Source organism: Lentzea sp. NPDC092896 (assembly GCF_044754905.1).
In the GTDB taxonomy this organism is placed as follows: domain Bacteria; phylum Actinomycetota; class Actinomycetes; order Mycobacteriales; family Pseudonocardiaceae; genus Lentzea.
Map to the genome: position 1 here is coordinate 122718 of NZ_JBIVPX010000006.1, position 15580 is coordinate 138297.

Annotated in this window: 14 protein-coding genes; 6 read left to right on the forward strand and 8 right to left on the reverse strand. The window is 69.2% G+C overall.

The features are described from left to right. The first annotated feature begins 217 nt into the window (after positions 1-217). The 5 genes from ACIQF0_RS28460 (at position 218) to ACIQF0_RS28480 (ending at position 5576) form a co-directional block, all read left to right on the forward strand. Entirely contained in the window at positions 218-1216 is a 999-nt protein-coding gene (locus ACIQF0_RS28460; RefSeq protein ID WP_360046970.1) for a methionine ABC transporter ATP-binding protein, read from the forward strand. Continuing rightward, positions 1213-1896 (forward strand): methionine ABC transporter permease, encoded by a 684-nt coding sequence (locus ACIQF0_RS28465; RefSeq protein WP_360046971.1) that lies wholly within the window; start codon positions 1213-1215, stop codon positions 1894-1896. The genes ACIQF0_RS28460 and ACIQF0_RS28465 overlap by 4 nt, the downstream gene beginning before the upstream one ends. A 28-nt stretch (positions 1897-1924) precedes the next feature. Further along, entirely contained in the window at positions 1925-2725 is an 801-nt protein-coding gene (locus ACIQF0_RS28470) for a MetQ/NlpA family ABC transporter substrate-binding protein (RefSeq protein ID WP_401034190.1), read from the forward strand. 54 nt (positions 2726-2779) lie between these two features. Then, positions 2780-3745 carry a 4-(cytidine 5'-diphospho)-2-C-methyl-D-erythritol kinase gene (locus ACIQF0_RS28475; protein ID WP_401034193.1) on the forward strand — a complete coding sequence of 322 codons (966 nt, stop codon included), beginning with the start codon at positions 2780-2782 and terminating at the stop codon, positions 3743-3745. 64 nt (positions 3746-3809) lie between these two features. Beyond that, positions 3810-5576, forward strand: a complete 1767-nt coding sequence (locus ACIQF0_RS28480) for an ABC-F family ATP-binding cassette domain-containing protein (protein ID WP_360046974.1) — start codon at positions 3810-3812, stop codon at positions 5574-5576. 1 nt (position 5577) lies between these two features. On the opposite strand, the gene ACIQF0_RS28485 is transcribed toward ACIQF0_RS28480, so the two are convergent. Beyond that, on the reverse strand, positions 5578-6918 hold the full coding sequence (locus ACIQF0_RS28485; protein ID WP_401034196.1) for a DivIVA domain-containing protein: 1341 nt from the start codon (positions 6916-6918) through the stop codon (positions 5578-5580). 100 nt (positions 6919-7018) lie between these two features. Here ACIQF0_RS28485 and ACIQF0_RS28490 point away from each other — a divergent pair, with 100 nt between their 5' ends. Next, positions 7019-8632, forward strand: coding sequence for a fatty acyl-AMP ligase (locus ACIQF0_RS28490; protein WP_360046976.1), 1614 nt, complete (start codon positions 7019-7021; stop codon positions 8630-8632). Here ACIQF0_RS28490 and ACIQF0_RS28495 read toward each other — a convergent pair. From ACIQF0_RS28495 to ACIQF0_RS28525, 7 genes are all read right to left on the reverse strand, one after another. Continuing rightward, positions 8629-8943 (reverse strand): hypothetical protein, encoded by a 315-nt coding sequence (locus tag ACIQF0_RS28495; protein ID WP_401034200.1) that lies wholly within the window; start codon positions 8941-8943, stop codon positions 8629-8631. The genes ACIQF0_RS28490 and ACIQF0_RS28495 overlap by 4 nt on opposite strands. A gap of 36 nt (positions 8944-8979) precedes the next feature. Further along, positions 8980-9543 (reverse strand): aminoacyl-tRNA hydrolase, encoded by a 564-nt coding sequence (gene pth, locus ACIQF0_RS28500; RefSeq protein WP_401034203.1) that lies wholly within the window; start codon positions 9541-9543, stop codon positions 8980-8982. After that, positions 9533-10039 (reverse strand): DivIVA domain-containing protein, encoded by a 507-nt coding sequence (locus ACIQF0_RS28505; RefSeq protein WP_360046979.1) that lies wholly within the window; start codon positions 10037-10039, stop codon positions 9533-9535. Before ACIQF0_RS28505 ends, pth begins: the two co-directional genes overlap by 11 nt. 62 nt (positions 10040-10101) lie before the next feature. Then, complete coding sequence (locus ACIQF0_RS28510; RefSeq protein ID WP_360046980.1) at positions 10102-10701, reverse strand: 50S ribosomal protein L25/general stress protein Ctc; 600 nt, start codon at positions 10699-10701, stop codon at positions 10102-10104. 661 nt (positions 10702-11362) lie between these two features. Further along, on the reverse strand, positions 11363-12334 hold the full coding sequence (locus ACIQF0_RS28515) for a ribose-phosphate diphosphokinase (protein ID WP_030482093.1): 972 nt from the start codon (positions 12332-12334) through the stop codon (positions 11363-11365). A gap of 14 nt (positions 12335-12348) precedes the next feature. Further along, positions 12349-13821: a bifunctional UDP-N-acetylglucosamine diphosphorylase/glucosamine-1-phosphate N-acetyltransferase GlmU gene (gene glmU, locus ACIQF0_RS28520; protein ID WP_401034208.1), complete on the reverse strand. Its 1473-nt coding sequence runs from the start codon at positions 13819-13821 to the stop codon at positions 12349-12351. Between the two features lie 47 nt (positions 13822-13868). Next, positions 13869-15566 (reverse strand): GGDEF domain-containing protein, encoded by a 1698-nt coding sequence (locus tag ACIQF0_RS28525; RefSeq protein ID WP_401034211.1) that lies wholly within the window; start codon positions 15564-15566, stop codon positions 13869-13871. Between the last annotated feature and the right edge of the window lie 14 nt (positions 15567-15580).

Below are 15580 nucleotides of genomic sequence, written 5' to 3' on the forward strand. Positions count from 1 at the left end.
ACCATGGGTACCGTGCGAATGCTGACGCGCCGTCGAGTCATCGACCAGTGCCGTCGCTCGTCTTCTGCATGTCGTCGCCACCTCGTCTAAGGCGCCTTCTAAAAGTCCTTTGACGCGCACTCAGTCACGAGTGGCGCACACACCTGAGCAGAAATTCTGACCGCGCACGTCCGTCTCGAACGGACAGTGTGCCGTCGCGCGCAGCCGTGGAGCAGACATGATCACCGTCGAAAACCTCACCAAGTCCTTCCAGGGCGTCAGTGCCCTCAACGGCGTGACCCTCGACGTCGAAGCCGGAACCGTGCTCGGTGTCGTCGGCCCGAGTGGCGCCGGCAAGTCGACGCTCGCCCGCTGCGTCGCGCTGCTGGAGCGCCCCGATTCGGGTGCGATCCGCGTCGACGGCACCGACATCACCAGCCTCGACGGGTCGGCCCTGCGTGCCGCCCGCCGCCAGATCGGCGTTGTGCCGCAAGGGGATTCGCTTCTCCGTCAGCGCACGGCCGCCGGCAACATCGCACTGCCGCTGGAGTCCGCCGGCGTTCCCGGACCGCAGCGCCGCACCCGTGTGGGCGAACTGCTGGACCTCGTCGGGCTGACCGACAAGGCCGGCTCTTACCCCGACCAGCTGTCCGGCGGGCAGCGTCAGCGCATCGCCGTGGCACGCGCCCTCGCCGCCAACCCGTCCGTGCTGCTCGCCGACGAGCCCACCAGTGCGCTGGACCCGGAGACCACCGGTTCCGTGCTGACCGTGCTCGACCGTGCGCGCGCCGAGCTGGGTGTGACCGTTCTCGTTGTCACGCACGACATGGGCGTGGTCCGCAAGATCTGCGATGACGTCGCTGTGCTGGAGCAGGGCCGCGTCGTCGAGCACGGCAAGGTGCTGGACCTGGTCAACGACGTCGCGAGCCGCACGAGCAGTGCGCTGCTGCCCGCCGTCGACCTGAACCCGATCAACGAGAGCAGCTACGACCGCGTCGCGGACGTCGTGCTCGTCGGGTTCGCCGCGGTCGGCGCCCTGCTTCCCGAGGTCTCCCACCGGTTCGGCGTCGAGCTGAACATCGTCGGTGGCGGCCTCACGCGACTGGGCGAGACCCCGGTCGCGCGGTTCCGGCTCGGCCTGAACGGCGAGCGCTCGGACTCCGCTCTGGAGTGGATCGGCGAGGCCGGCGGCTCGGTGCAGAGGTCCTTGAAGGGCCCCCAGGGAGTAGCTGCGTGAGGTCTGCAACACCCTGGTCCGACGTTTTCTCGTTCCTCCTCGAAGCAACCGGCGAGACGCTGTACATGGTCGGCGTCTCGACCGTCATCGCCACCGTTCTCGGAGTTCCCGTAGGTGTCTGGTTGCAGCTCACCGCCAAGGGTGGGCTGCGGCCGAACGCCGCGGTGCACCGGGTCCTGAGCTTCGTCACCGACCTGGGCCGCGCGATGCCGTTCATCGTGCTGCTCGTCGCGCTGACGTCGGTCACCCGCCTCATCGTCGGCGGCTCCATCGGCAGCACGGCGGTCATCGTGCCGCTGGCCGTGGGAGCGATCCCGTTCGTGGGGCGGCTCGTGCAGAACATCCTGTCCGAGGTGCACGTGACCGTGGTCGAGGCCGCGATCACGACCGGCGCCTCGACGTTGAGGATCGTGCGCAGCGTGCTGATCCGCGAGTCGCTGCCCGCGCTGATCAACGCCATCGGCGTCACCGTGATCGCCCTGATCGGGTACTCGGCGATGGCCGGCGTGATCGGTGGCGGTGGCCTCGGCGACCTGGCGATCCGCGAGGGCTACCAGCGCTTCAACGACCGGATCCTGTGGAGCACCGTGGCGTGGCTCGCCGTGCTCACCACCGTGATCCAGCTCGGTTTCACCCGTGCCGCCCGTGCGTCCGACCGGCGCCGGCACGCCTCCGTCTGACCCGTAGCAATTTCTCAAAAGGAACGTAATGCGTATTCGTGCTGCCCTGATCGCAGTCGCTTTGACCGGTTTGACTGCTCTGTCCGCCTGCTCGTCCGGGGGCGCGTCCGCCTCGGACACGCTGAAGGTCGGCGTCTCGCCGGTCCCGCACGCCCAGATCCTCAAGTACGTGGCCGACAACCTCGCCGCGTCGAAGGGCCTGAAGATCGAGGTCGTCGAGTTCACCGACTACGTGCAGCCGAACACGGCGCTGGTCGACGGGTCGCTCGACGCCAACTACTTCCAGACCGTCCCGTACCTGGAGACGTTCACCAAGGAGAGTGGCGCCAAGGTGGAATGGGTCCAGCCCGTCCACGTCGAGCCGCTCGGCCTGTACTCGAAGAAGGTCAAGAAGCTCGACGAGCTGCCTTCCGGCGCCAAGATCGCCGTGGCGAACGACGCCACCAACGAGGCGCGCGGCCTGAAGCTGCTGGAGGCCAACGGCCTGATCAAGCTCAAGCCCGTGGACCAGCCGACCGTGCGCGACCTCGCGGAGAACCCCAAGAACCTGCAGTTCGTGCCTCTGGAGGCCGCTCAGCTGCCGCGTTCGCTGGAGGACACCGACGCGTCCGTGATCAACGGCAACTACGCCATCGACGCCGGCCTCAAGCCCGCCACCGACTCGCTCGCGCTGGAGAAGGCCGAGGGCAACCCGAACGCGAACGGCCTGGTCACGCGCACCGAGCTCAAGGACGACAAGCGCGTCAGGGACCTGGCGGAGCTCCTCGGATCGCAGCAGGTCAAGGACTACATCAAGCAGACCTTCAACGGTTCGGTCATCCCGGTCTGACGGTGACAGTGACCGGGGGAGGAGTCCGGGACACCAGAACGCCCGTACGCTGACATGGTGCTCGCAGTCGTTCCACCCCCGGTCACAGTTCGCGTCCCGGCCAAGGTCAACCTGCACCTGGCCGTAGGTGACGTGCGCCCGGACGGCTACCACGACCTGGTGACGATCTTCCAGGCGCTTTCCCTGGTCGACGAGGTCACGGTCGCGGTCGCCGACGAGCCAGGAGTCGAGGTGCACGGCGAGGGCGCCGACCAGGTGCCCACCGGAGCCTCGAACCTCGCCTGGCGCGCGGTCCAGCTGCTGGCCACCCACGTCGGCAGGGATCCGGACGACCCCAAGGTCCGCGTCGTCATCCGCAAGGCCATCCCGGTCGCGGGCGGCATGGCGGGCGGCAGCGCGGACGCGGCGGCGGCGCTGGTCGGCCTGTCGTCGTTGTGGCGCCTCGACATCAGCCGCGACGAGCTGGCCGAACTGGCCGGGAAGCTCGGCGCGGACGTTCCCTTCGCCCTGTACGGCTCGACCGCGCTGGGCACCGGCCGCGGCGAGCGGATCGTGCCCGTGCTGGGCCGCCACCAGTTCCACTGGGTGCTGGCGTTCGACCGCCGCGGACTGTCCACTCCGGACGTGTTCGACGAGCTGGACCGCCTGCGCGCCGAGGGAGACCCGCCGCGCGTCGGCGCCGTCGAAGCCGTGCTGGAGGGCCTGTCCTCCGGCGACCCCCGTCAGCTCGCTCTGCTGCTGGGCAACGATCTCCAGGCCGCCGCCGTCTCCCTGCGCCCGAACCTGCGCCGCACCCTGCGCGCGGGCGTCGACGCGGGCGCGCTGGCCGGCATCGTGTCCGGTTCCGGGCCCACGACGGCGTTCCTGTGCGAGGACGGCGACGCGGCGGTGAAGGTGGCTGCCGAGCTCGCCGGTGCCGGAGTGTGCCGGACGGTTCGCGTGGCACACGGGCCGGTCCCCGGAGCGCGTGTGATCGCGACTGAAGAGCCCAAGCCCACGCCCCCCGAGGTGCACGCGTAACCGAGGGCTTTGGTCCTGCTGGGTAGCCTGCATCGGGCAGTTTCTTACTAGTCGTGAGGTTTTGATGGCCAACCTGGTCAACCTGGAGTCCGTGTCGAAGTCGTTCGGCGTCCGGCCGCTGCTCGACGGCGTGTCGCTCGGCGTCAACGAGGGCGACCGCATCGGTGTCGTCGGCCTGAACGGCGGTGGCAAGACGACGCTGCTCGAGGTGCTGGCCGGGGAGGAGCCCGCGAACGAGGGCCGGGTGTCGCGGTCGCGGGATCTGCGGATGGCCGTCGTCACGCAGCGCACCGAACTGCCGCACGGATCGACGGTGCGCAACGCGGTGATCGACCCGCTCGGGTTCGACGCCGAGCACGAGTGGGCTGCCGACGCCCGCGTTCGGTCCATTTTGGACGGACTCGGCATCATGGCGCTGGGCCTGGACTCCGTGGTCTCCACGATGTCCGGTGGCGAGCGGCGCCGGGTCGTGCTCGCGGCCGCGCTGATCCAGGACCTCGAACTCATCGTGCTCGACGAGCCGACGAACCACCTCGACGTCGAGGGTGTGCGGTGGCTCGCGGAGCACCTGCTGGCCCGCAAGTGCGCGCTCGTCGTCGTCACCCACGACCGGTGGTTCCTCGACACGGTCTGCAACCGCACGTGGGAAGTGGTGAACGGCAAGGTCGAGCAGTACGAGGGCGGCTACGCCGACTGGATCTACGCCCGTGCCGAGCGGACCCGTCTCGCGGACGTGCTGGAGGAGAAGCGGCAGAACCTGGCGCGCAAGGAACTCGCCTGGCTGCGCCGCGGCGCGCCCGCGCGCACCTCGAAGCCGCGCTACCGGATCGAGGCCGCCGAGGCCCTGATCGCGGACGTGCCGCCGTTGCGCGACAACGTCGAGCTGCTCGCGTTCGCCAAGAAGCGCCTGGGCCGCACGGTGATCGAGCTCGAGGACGTGACACTGTCCATTCCGGACCGCTACCTGGTGCGCGACCTGACGTGGCGCATCGGTCCCGGTGAGCGGATCGGTCTGGTCGGCGTCAACGGGTCCGGCAAGACGACGTTGCTGAGGCTGCTGGCCGGGGAACGCGAAACCGAGACGGGCAAGCGGATCCAGGGCTCGACGGTCAAGATCGCGCACCTCTCGCAGGAGCTGCTCGACCTCGACGGGTCGATGCGCGTGCTGGAGGCGATCGAGGAGGTCGCGCGGCGCGTCGTGCTCGGCAAGTACGAGATGTCGGCCTCGCAGCTGGGCGAGCGGTTCGGGTTCTCGTCGCAGAAGCAGTGGACGCCGGTGGCGGACCTGTCCGGTGGCGAGCGGCGGCGGCTGCAGCTGTGCCGGCTGCTGATGGCCGAGCCGAACGTGCTGCTGCTCGACGAACCGACGAACGACCTGGACATCGACACGTTGCAGCAGCTGGAAGACCTGCTCGACTCGTGGGCGGGCACGCTCGTCGTGATCTCGCACGACCGGTACCTGGTCGAGCGCGTGTGCGAGAAGGTCGTGGCGCTGTTCGGCGACGGCGGGCTGACCGAGCTGCCCGGCGGCATCGAGGAGTACCTCAAGCGCCGCGACTCGATGCGCGACAGGGAGTCCGCGGCTCCGGCCGCCGGCAAGGCGCCGTCCAACGCCGCAGACCAGCGCGCCGCCCGCAAGGAGCTGGCCCGGCTGGAACGGCGTCTGGAGACGCTGCACAAGAAGGAAGCGGAGCTGCACGCCGCGCTCGCCGACGCCGCGACCGACTCCGGCCGGTTGCTGAAGCTCGACGCCGAACTCCGCGCCGTGCTGGCGGAGGAGTCCGACGTGGAGGCTCAGTGGATGGCGGCGGCCGAAGTGGTCGAAGGCTGAACTACTTGCCCTTGCGGCGCAGTTCGGCGGCGAGCTGGGGCAGCAGCTCGTCGATGAACGACGTGTCGTAGCCCTGGCCGGAGAGCAACGCGTAGCTGAAGCGCGCCTTCATGACCTCTTCGGAGCTCGCGCCGAGCATGCCGTCGAGCGCGACGCCGATCTCCTCCAGCATCCGGTCGACCTGCGCGGTGCGGTAGCCGCGCTGGCCGGCCGCCGCCTGCGGGATCCGCAGCTGCCGGAGGTCCTTCCACGACTTGACCTGCGGCATGCTGCGCACCGGTCCGGAGAGCTGCTGCTCGATCTGGCCGAGGAACCCGTCCACCTCGGTCTCGTCGTAGCCCCGCCGGCCGATCAGCGGGCGGGAGAACCGCACGTCGCGGACGTCCTTGCCGGTCAGGTTGTCCTGGCCGAGCAGCGTCGCCTCGATGCGGTCGAGGAACGCGTCCACCTGGGACTCCTGGTAGCCGCGGCGGCCACGGGGAGGACGGTGGAACGCGATGTTGCGGATGTCCGCCGCGGTGAGCTTCGGCGCGTCGATGGACTTCGGCATCGCGGCCTGCTGAACGGGCTGCAGCGGGGCCGGCGGCTGCGGGCGACGCTGCTGTGGCTGCGGACGCGGTTCGGGCCGCAGGCGTGGATCTGGCTGCGGACTGCGCTGCTGCGGCCGCTGCTGTTGCTGCGGGAGCTGCGTCGTCGGCGGGCCCGCTGTGCGCGGCGGCGGTGCGGTCTCGAACATCAGCACCACGAGGTCGAGGAACGTGTCGACGTCTTCCTCGTCGTAGCCGAACGTGCCTGGTGCCGTCTCGCCGAACACGGCGTCCTGCACCTGCTGACTGGTCAGGTTGTCCCTGCCACGCAGAGTGCCCTCGATGCGGTCCAGGAACGCGTCGATCTGGCCCTCGTGGTAGCCGCGGGTCCCCGGTCTGGGCTTGTGGAAGCGCACGGCGGCGACGTCGTCAGGGGACAGTCGTACCGCGGGTCTCATCGCCTGCGACGTGGCGTGCGCGCCCTGGGCCGGCGCGGAGGCCTGCTGGCGTTGCGGAGTGGACCGCAGCGTGTCCGCGACGAGTTCCATGAAGACGTTGACCTCGTTCACGTCGTAGCCCGGATCACGGGTCGCGGTGCTGAACTTGACGTTCAGCACGTCTTCACGCGTGAGGATGTCCTTGCTCTTCATGGTGCTCTCGACCCGGTCGAGAAACGCGTCCACCTCAGCCGCGTCGTACCCGCGCTGACCACGCGGGGGACGGTGGAACGCGACCAGGGCCACGTCCTGCGCGGAGAGCAGAGGTGCCGGATGCGCGGGTAGACGATGCTGCGCTCCGGGGCCGCCCCGATCCACCAATGACCTCCTCCTGCGTACCTGTACTGGGGAGTATCGCGTTTCGCGTGGCATAACGTTTCGCCCTGATGGACCAAACGGCGCCACTACGATCGCGAACATGAGTCAGTTCGTGGATGTGATGCTGGCGACGGCCTCCAGCGGCGGGGACAGGGGCATGACGACGGGTGAACCCGCCGCGCCAGTCCGCCAGACCTGGGCCGAGGTGCACGAACGCGCCCGGCGGATGGCCGGTGCGCTCGACGTGGCGCCGGGCACCGCGATCGCCGTGCTCGCCGCCGAACCAGCCGTGATCGCCCCAGCCGTGCAAGCCGCATGGCTGTGTGGTGGCAGCGTCACGATGTTGCATCAACCCACACCACGCACCGACCTGGCCGAGTGGGCCGAGGACACGCTGCGGGTGCTCGCCATGATCGATTCGCGTCTGGTCCTGCTCGGCAGCCCCTTCGACGCTCTGGCTGCCGTTCTGGACCAGCACGGAGTGCCCTACAAGCTGCTCTCCGAACTCGACGCGGAACCGATCTCTGCTCCTGTTCCCACCGACGAGGATGCCACGGCACTGCTGCAGTTGACGAGTGGATCGACGGCTGACCCCAAGGCGGTGCGAATCACGCACCGCAATCTGATGGCCAACGCCGAGGGAATGCGCATCGCGGCGGCGCTCGATCCCGCCTCTGACGTCATGGTTTCGTGGCTGCCGCTGTTCCACGACATGGGGATGGTCGGCTTCCTGACCGTGCCGATGCTGTTCGGACTGGAATTGGTGAAGGTCACACCCGTCGACTTCCTGTCACGCCCGACGTTGTGGGCCGACCTCATCACCCGGTACCGCGGCACCATCACCGCCGCGCCGAACTTCGCCTACGCGATCGTGGCGCGCCGCCTGGCGTCCTCCTCCGACTCCTTCGACCTGTCGACGATGCGCCTGGCGCTGAACGGCGCCGAGCCGATCGATCCTTCCGCCGTGGAGGCGTTCGTCGCCGCGGGCGAACGGTTCGGGCTGCGCCCGGAGTCGATCCTGGCGGCCTACGGCATGGCGGAGACCACTCTGGGTGTGGCTTTCGCGCCGTTGTTCACCGGCCTGTCGGTCGACGTCGTGGACGCGGACGCCGTGGAAGCGGACAAGAAGGCGGTGCCCGCTTCGGACGGTCGCGCGTTCCCGTTGCTCGGCCCGCCGTTGCCCGGCCTGGAACTGCGGGTGGTCTCGGACTCCGGTGACGTGCTGGGCGTGCGGGACGTGGGCGAGATCCAGATCCGCGGCGAGGCCGTCACCCCCGGCTACCTGACGGTGAACGGTCCACTCGCCACACAGGACGCCGAAGGCTGGCTGTCCACCGGGGACCTCGGGTACGTGGTCGAAGACGGCCAGGTGGTCGTCTGCGGGCGCCGCAAGGACGTCATCATCATGGGCGGCCGGAACATCTACCCGACCGATGTGGAGCGTGCCGCCTGCTCCGTCGAGGGAGTGCGGGCCGGGAACGCCGTCGCCGTGCGGCTGGACGCGGGGACCAAGCGGGAGCGGTTCGCCGTCGTGCTGGAGTCGAAGCTGGCTGGGGACGAGGCCGCCGAGAAGGATCTGGTCAAGCAGGTCACGGCTCGGGTCGTGGACGCGGTCGGGCTCCGGCCGTTCGCCGTGGTGGTGCAGCCGCCTGGGACGTTGCCGAAGACGCCGTCCGGGAAGCTCCGGCGGTCCGCCGCGGCCGAGTTGGTCTAGTAGAGGGCATCCAGTTCGGCGAGTCGCCTGCGCAGTTCTTTCGCGCTCTTGCGGGGGAGTGCGCGGGCGACGAAGCCGAGGAGTTCGCGGGCCTCGTACGGGTCGGTGCAACACCACGAGATTCCGCAGCCCTTGGACTCGAAGTCCCAGAGCCTGCGGTACGGGTTGTGCACGAACTCGGTCCACGCTCGGAGTGCGATCTCCACGGCGAACAGCCCGAGGTAGTTGCGGCTCAGTTCCAGCCGCAGGACGTCTGACATGATGCGCCGGGAGAACTCGGCCACCAGCATGGGCGTGTGCCTACGCGGCATGGACCTTTCGGTTCGTCATGCCGTCCATTGTGCACGTCAGTGGAAGCTGTTTTGCGCGGCTTCCAGGCCCTTGGTGACCAGGGCCTCGGCCGCGTCCGCGGCCCGGTCGATCTCCAGGGCGAGCTGCTTGCGTTCCACCGTCGAGAAGTCCTTCAGGACGTAGTCGGCGGGGTCCTGGCGGCCGGAGGGGCGATCCACGCCGAAGCGCAGGCGGTGGTAGTCCGGGCCGCCCAGGGACTTCGTGATGGAGCGGAGTCCGTTGTGGCCGTTGTCGCCGCCGCCGAGCTTCATGCGCAGCGCGGCGAACGGGAGGTCCAGCTCGTCGTGGATCACGACGATGGTGGTGGGCTTGAAGAACTTCACGGCGCTCGCGACCGGGCCGCCGGAGAGGTTCATGAAGCTGCGCGGCTTGGCGAGAACGACTCGGTGGCCGGAGAGGCGGCCCTCGACGATCTCGGCACCGGACTTGTGGGCCTTGAACTTGCCGCCGACGCGGGCGGCCAGTTCGTCGAGGACCAGGAAGCCGATGTTGTGACGGTTGCCTTCGTACTTCGGGCCCGGGTTGCCCAGGCCGACGATGAGGGCGAGGTCAGCGTCCACGGAACCGCAACTCCTGCTCGAGATCGTCCAGCAACGTGTCGACGGCCTGCACCTGGTACCCCTTGCCCAGCAGGCCGGACGTGGTGCTGAACCGGGTGTTGCGGACCTCGGTGGAGGTCATGGCGCCCCGGCCGTCCAGGTTGGCCGCGGCACGGAGGACGAAGGCGTCGACTTCGGCGCGATCGTATCCGGTGCTCGCCTTGGGGAGCTTGCGCGCGTGGAGGTCCTCGCCGGTGTTCAGGCCCGTCGGCGGCACGATGCCGTTGCGGATCTGGAACTCCAGCAGGTGCAGGACGCCGTCGACGCTGAGCGGGTCGTAGCCGTTCGGGACCGTGGCGAACCTGACGGTGCGCACGTGGTCCGGGTTCAGGCGGAGACGGCCGGCCAGCGCGTCGGCGACGATCTGCAGGAACTCGTGGACCTGGTCCGGGTTGTAGCCCTGCCGCTTGCGGCGGAAGGTCTTGGACCGGACGTCGGCGGGCCGCAGGTACTGCAACGGCGCGCCGCCCCCCTTGTGAGGAGGTGACGCGCCGTCGTTTCTGCCCGACGTGATGGGGCTCAGCTTTCCTCGGTGGCCTCGGCCGGAGCGGCCTCGTCACCCTCGAGCTGCGCGGCGGACGGCGCCTCGTTCACGGCGACGACGAGAGCGTCGGCGTCGGTGATCAGGACGGCACCTTCCGGCAGGGTCAGGTCGCTGGCGTGGATCTGGGTGCCGGCGGTGATGCCCGCGATCGACAGCTCGATCTGGTCCGGGATGTTCAGGGCGTCAGCCTCGATCTGGATCGTGCTGAGGTCCTGCGTGAGCAGCGTGCCCGAGGCGGGCTCGCCGGAGATGGACAGCGGCACCTCGACGGTGACCTTCTCGCCGCGCTTCACGAGCAGCAGGTCGACGTGCTCGATGTAGTTCTTGATCGGGTGCGTGGTGACGGTCTTGGTGAGCGCCAGCTCGCTCTCGCCACCGAGGGCGAGGGTGAGGACGGCGTTCTGGCCGTGCTCACGGACAACACGGGCGAACTCGAGCGCCGGCAGGGCCAGGTGCTGCGGGTCGGAACCGTGGCCGTAGAGCACCGCGGGGATCTTGCCGGCGCGACGGGTACGGCGGGCGGCGCCCTTGCCGAATTCAGTGCGCTGCTCTGCGGCGAGACGGACCTCGGACACGGTGGGGTACTCCTTACAAGTCTGGCCTTGTACGTCGGGGCGGTGCACAAGTATCAGCGGTTCAGCTTTGGGGGTGGCCTGCGGTGGCGAGCAGCATGCGGATGACTTCAACACGCGCGGCATCGAGCCACCGCGTCGATCACGTTGAGCTGGATAGCTCGCCCTCGCCGAGGCAACCCGACCAGTGTAGGTGAGTGTTGGGGTGGGGGCCTAATCGGGGGTCGGGTTGCGGGGATCTGCGGGTGGCGACGTTGCGGGTGGGTCACCTTGCGGGCGGCCAGGTTGAGTTGGGTGCTTCCCCTGGGGGCTCTGCCCCCAGACCCCCGGCAATCTGATCGGGGGATAGCGCCACACGCGGGTTGATGGCACGCCTGTTGCGTTGGGCGGCTGCCTGTTGGTTAGAGGGTTGCGTTGGCGGTGGGGTCCCGTCACGAGCCGCACCAGGAGCGGGCCACATGTGAGAGGGAGGGTCAAGTCGACGAAAAGCGTGTCGACTTGACCCTCCCTCTCACATGCAGCAAGAGCTGTGGTGCGACTCGTGACGGGACCCCACCGCCCAGCCCGTTCGGTAAGGACGGCTCGCCTTCGGCTTCGCGGAAAGCAGAGGGCCTCCCGCGTCCTTTGGACTGTGGGAGGCCCTCTTCAGAGCAAGAGCAGAAGGTCAGGCGTTGCCGTCGAACAGCGACGTCACTGAGCCGTCTTCGAACACTTCCTGGATCACGCGTGCGAGCAGTGGTGCGATCGAGAGCACGGTCATGTTCGGGAAGCGCTTCTCCGCCGGGATGGGCAGCGTGTCGGTGAACACGACCTCGCGGGCGCCCGAGTCCTGCAGGCGTTGGGTTGCGGGGCCCGAGAGGATGCCGTGCGTGGCTGCGATGACCACGTCGGAGGCGCCCTCGTTGAGGAGTTGCTTCACCGCGCCTGCGATGGTGCCGCCGGTGTCGACCATGTCGTCGATCACGATGCAGAGGCGGCCTTCGACCTTGCCGACCACGCGGTTCGAGACGACCTCGTTCGGGCGGAGCGGGTCGCGGGTCTTGTGGATGAACGCGATCGGGGTGCCGCCCAGGGTGTCCGCCCACTTCTCGGCCAGCTTGGTGCGGCCCGAGTCGGGGGAGACGACGGTGATCTCGTGGCCCGCGTACTTGCCGCGGATGTGGTCTGCCAGGAGGGGCATGGCCCACAGGTGGTCCACCGGGCCGTCGAAGAAGCCCTGGATCTGGGCCGTGTGGAGGTCGACGGAGACGAGGCGGTCGGCGCCCGCGGTCTTGAACAGGTCTGCCACCAGGCGGGCGGAGATCGGTTCGCGGCCGCGGTGCTTCTTGTCCTGACGGCTGTACGGGTAGAACGGCATGATCACGGTGATGCGCTTGGCGCTGGCGCGCTTCAGGGCGTCGACCATGATCAGCTGTTCCATCAGCCACTGGTTGATGGGCGCGGTGTGCGACTGGATGACGAAGGCGTCGCAGCCGCGCACTGACTCCTCGAAGCGGACGAAGATCTCGCCGTTCGCGAAGTCGTAGGCGGACTGGGGGGTCACCGTGACGTTGAGGTGCTTCGAGACCTCTTCCGTCAACTCCGGGTAGGCACGCCCGCCGAAGAGCATCAGGTTCTTCTTCGGTGTGCCGGGCATCTGCGGGTTCACGGTCAGCGACCCTCCTCTGTGTTCTCGTCGGCATTCTGCTTCGCCAGGGCCTCTGCCGCTGCCTGGGCGGCGGCGGTGCCCTCACGACGGCTGAGGACCCAGCCTTCGAGGTTGCGCTGCGGGCCTCCGGACACGGCGAGCGCGCCCGGCGGGACGTTGCGGCGCAGGACGGTGCCCGCGCCGGTGTACGCGCCGTCGCCCACGGTCACCGGCGCTACGAACATGTTGTCCGAACCGGTGCGGCAGTGGGATCCGACGATCGTGCGGTGCTTGTTCACGCCGTCGTAGTTGACGGTGACCGAAGCCGCGCCGATGTTGCTGTGGTCGCCGATCGTGGCGTCGCCGATGTAGGACAGGTGGGGGACCTTCGAACCGGCGCCGATCTGCGAGTTCTTGGTCTCGACGAACGTGCCGATCTTGCCCTTCACGCCCAGCGACGTGCCGGGGCGCAGGTAGGCGAACGGGCCGACGGACGCGTTGTCGCCGATCACCGAGTCGCTGCCGTGGGTCCGGATCACCGAGGCACCGGCACCGACGGTCACGCCGGAGAGCGTGGTGTCCGGGCCGACCACGGCACGCGAGCCGATCACCGTGCCCGCGCGGAGCTGCACGTTCGGCTCGATCAGGGCGTCCTGGCCGACCTGCACGTCCGCGTCCACCCACACCGAGGCGGGGTCGACGACGGTCACGCCGGAGCGCATGAGGCCCTCGACGATGCGGCGGTTCATCTCGGCGCCGACGGCCGAGAGCTGCACGCGGTCGTTGATGCCCTCGACCAGCCACGGGTCGGACGCGATCAGCGCGCCGACGCGGAGGCCGTCGCCGCGGGCGATGCCCAGGACGTCGGTCAGGTAGAGCTCGCCCTGCGCGTTGTCGGTGGACAACCGCGAGAGGCCGTCGCGCAGCACCGCCGCGTCGAACGCGTAGACGCCGGAGTTGATCTCGGTGATCAGCTGCTCGGCCTCGGAGGCGTCCTTCTGCTCCACGATCCGCTGCACGGTGCCGTCGGCGTCGCGCACGATCCGGCCGTACCCGGTGGGGGTCTCCAGCACGGCGGTGAGCACGGTGACCGCGTTGCCCGCCGAGGAGTGCTCGGCCAGCAGCGCGGTGAACGTCTGGGTGTCGAGCAGCGGCACGTCGCCGTAGCTGACGATCACCGTGCCGCCCAGGTCGTCCGGCAGCTCGGCCAGGCCGCACGAGACGGCGTGCCCGGTGCCCTTCTGCTCGGCCTGCACCGCGACGGTGACCTTGCGCCCCAGCGCACCGGCGAGGGTGTCCAGATGCTCGGTGACGGCTTCACGGCCATGACCGACGACAACGGCCAGGTGGTCGGGATCTGTGCCGGCCGCCGCGCGCACCGCGTGTTCGACGAGTGAGCGTCCGGCGATCCGATGCAGCACCTTGGGCGTGGACGACCGCATGCGGGTGCCTTCCCCGGCGGCGAGCACGACCGTGCTGACAGGGCCCTCGAGCATCAATGCTCTCCCTAACAGGCTGGGTGTTTCGAAGTCCGCGGACCAGCCTAAGCCTCCGCGGACGGCTCCCCGGCCACGGCCGCAACCTGGCAGCCACCTTGACGCTTCGCCACGTACATCGCCGAGTCCGCCCTTGACAGGGCCTGGTTGGCGGATTCGCGGGGGCGCAGCGAGATGACGCCGACCGACAGCGTCACGCCCCGGGAGAGGTCGATTGGCAAGCCTGCCACGGCATCCACGGCCCGGCCGAGTGCCGCTTCCGCGGCGTGCAGAGGGGCCCCCGGCAGCAGCACGACGAACTCGTCGCCGCCGTAGCGGGCCACCATGTCGTCACCCCGCAGGGCCTGCCGGAGTGTGCTGGCAATCACCCGAAGAACATCATCACCCTCGGCATGTGAATGCCGGTCGTTCACGCCCTTGAAGCCGTCGAGGTCGACCAGCGCGATCGAGAACGGATCGACCTGACCGGCGATGAGCTCGCCCATCTTGTCGTCGAGCGCGCGGCGGTTCGGCAGTCCGGTCAGCGGGTCCTGCAACGCCTGCTGCGCTATCTGACCGTGCGCGCGCGTCAGCCGTTCGTGCTCACGGCGCGTCTGCAACGTGGCCACGCGGGACTCCCGCATCTGCCACAGCTCCAGCTCCAGGGCCGCGTTGTAGGCCTGCAACGCCGACGTCGTGTGCGGTCCGCACATGTGCGCGTACTCGCGCTCCAGCGACAGCACCAGCGACGGTTCGGACGTGTCGTGCTCCATCTGCGTGCGCGTGTCGTCGAGCACCTTGAGGGCGTCGTCGAGCCGGTTCGCCTCGACCAGGCACCGGGCCAGCGCGATCGCGACGATGATCAGTTCCCGCGCGTACATCGACAGGCCGCGCAACGACCACAGCCGGTCGAGGTGGCCTTCCTTGGGGTTCGTCAGCGCGTGGGCGGCACCGAGGATCGGCACCTGCTCGGCGGCGTCCATGTCGCGCCTGCCGGGGTGCAGCGACTGCCGGAACGGCACCTCGGCGGCCTCGGCGAGCCCGGAGGCGACCTTGAACTGCTCGTGCGCGGCGTCGTGCAGGTTCACCCGTTCGAGCCGCAGGCCCCAGCCGATCCGCAGCCGGGCGCGGTTCACCAGGTGCACGTAGATCTGGTGCGGCTGGCCGCTCTCGCGCAACGCGTTGTTCGCGCCCGCCAGCACGTCGTCCGCCATCTCGTAGACGCCGAGCTGGGTCAGCACGAGTGCGATGTCCTGCAGCGTCGTGGCGAGCAGCTGGTCCCAGATCCGCTTGTCGAAGACCGGGTCGACCTCGGGTTCCTCGTCGAGCATCATTGCGAGCGCCGACGCGATCTCGGTCAGCGCCTTGTCCTCGGCGTTGCCCAGCAGGAACCGGCGTCCGCGCAACGCCCGCGCGTCCGCCTCCAGCACGATCAGGCCGTGGCGGCGGCAGTGGGCGAGCATCTCGTCGAGCTGCGGGTCGGACATGTCGACGAGGCCCGGCGTGACCAGCCTGACCACGGCGGCGGCTCTGAGCAGCTGCGCGACGATGCGGGGCTCACCACGACCCTGCGCCTCGGCGAGGATGTGGTCGATCTCGGAGGCCGCGTCGAGCTGTGCGGCGAGGTGGCTGCTCTGGGCCACGGCGACGAGTTCGGACGCGCGACCAACCAGCCACGCGTCGGACATCTCGTGATGGCGGTGGCCCACGTTGCCCTGCTCGTCGACCGTTTCCTCGGGCAGCTTCGCACCTCCCAAAGACCACACTGACTCGTGCCCAG

Coding starts and splice junctions, on each gene's coding strand:
- ACIQF0_RS28495 (WP_401034200.1), bottom strand. CDS start 8,943: ATGCCGCGTAGGCACACGCCCATGCTGGTGGCCGAGTTCTCCCGGCGC.
- ACIQF0_RS28490 (WP_360046976.1), top strand. CDS start 7,019: ATGAGTCAGTTCGTGGATGTGATGCTGGCGACGGCCTCCAGCGGCGGG.
- ACIQF0_RS28515 (WP_030482093.1), bottom strand. CDS start 12,334: ATGCCCGGCACACCGAAGAAGAACCTGATGCTCTTCGGCGGGCGTGCC.
- glmU (WP_401034208.1), bottom strand. CDS start 13,821: ATGCTCGAGGGCCCTGTCAGCACGGTCGTGCTCGCCGCCGGGGAAGGC.
- ACIQF0_RS28480 (WP_360046974.1), top strand. CDS start 3,810: ATGGCCAACCTGGTCAACCTGGAGTCCGTGTCGAAGTCGTTCGGCGTC.
- ACIQF0_RS28470 (WP_401034190.1), top strand. CDS start 1,925: ATGCGTATTCGTGCTGCCCTGATCGCAGTCGCTTTGACCGGTTTGACT.
- ACIQF0_RS28475 (WP_401034193.1), top strand. CDS start 2,780: ATGGTGCTCGCAGTCGTTCCACCCCCGGTCACAGTTCGCGTCCCGGCC.
- ACIQF0_RS28460 (WP_360046970.1), top strand. CDS start 218: ATGATCACCGTCGAAAACCTCACCAAGTCCTTCCAGGGCGTCAGTGCC.